The 1140-nt window shown below is 38.0% G+C and carries 1 protein-coding gene; it reads left to right on the top strand.

What is annotated here, in order from left to right:
• Positions 1-76: 76 nt before the first annotated feature.
• A partial coding sequence (locus U9P79_00885; GenBank protein ID MEA2103186.1) for a right-handed parallel beta-helix repeat-containing protein occupies positions 77-1140 on the top strand: 1064 nt, incomplete at its 3' end.

Here is a 1140-nt window from a genome sequence, read left to right as displayed (position 1 = left end):
AAAAATAGGAAAAAAAATCTACGCCGTTCACGGCGTTATAAAAATGAGCGTATCGTTTTACCTTTAAGGAGCAAACATGAAAAAAAATTTAATGATTTTTACTGTCCTATACTTTACTTTATTTTTGCTGACAAACCTCAACGCAACCGATGTTTCCGGAGATCAATCAGGTACCTGGTTACCTGAAAATAATCCCTACAACATCATCGGAGAAATTACAGTTCCGAGTGGTGATAGCCTTGAAATACAAGCCGGAGTAAATGTAATTGCTCAAGGAAATTATAGAATCACTGCATTGGGAAATATCCTCGCTTTCGGCACTTTTTCCGATTCCATTTTGTTTTGCGGAGCAGAAGGGATTTTTTGGGGTGGTATCCGTCTTGAAAACGAAAATGTGCAAAGTGAATTCTACCATTGCCATATTTCAAACACAAATGATGATAACGATTATGGTATTTCTGCGGTGAATTCTCCGATCTTCATTAATCATTGCACTTTAAACGATCACAAAAAAGCAGTTCACTTTTTTGGTTTACCATCCGCAAACCCAGCATATATGGAGATGAAAAATTCAAAGATCTCAAATTGTGAATTAAACGGGATTCTGATAACCGATAATTCTAATGTGCTGATAGATTCCTGCGAAATTACTCAATGCGGTCTTGGGACGCAATTTCGGGGAGCAATTCAACTTGCTTTGCAACTCAGTTCGCATTCCTGCAGCCCGACTATTACCCACAGTTGGATTCATCATAACGGAAAACAAGGAATCACTATGGGAAATCTTTTTAACTATGATGATATGTCTCCAACTGTCAACTATAATGATGTGTCATTTAATCTGACCGGAATGTATCTTTACAATGCAAAAGGGTTTTATAGAAATAATTTTATCCACGACAATTATATTGAAAACGATCCGAATACAGGTGCGGGTGTGATGCTCTACGGTTCGGGAGCAAATGCAGTTTTCACGGAAAATAACGTTACCGGAAATTATACGGGATTTTTTCTGCAAAATAACGCAACTGCCAATTTGGGCAACTTGAATAATGCCGACCCAAATGACGACGGATGGAATCTGATCCACGATAATATTTTCTATGACGGAACCGTTTACAGCGTGGTTAATATGAGTTC

Source organism: Candidatus Cloacimonadota bacterium, assembly GCA_034661015.1.
Lineage (GTDB): Bacteria > Cloacimonadota > Cloacimonadia > JGIOTU-2 > JGIOTU-2 > JAYEKN01.
This window is presented reverse-complemented; position numbering and strand designations above follow the sequence as displayed.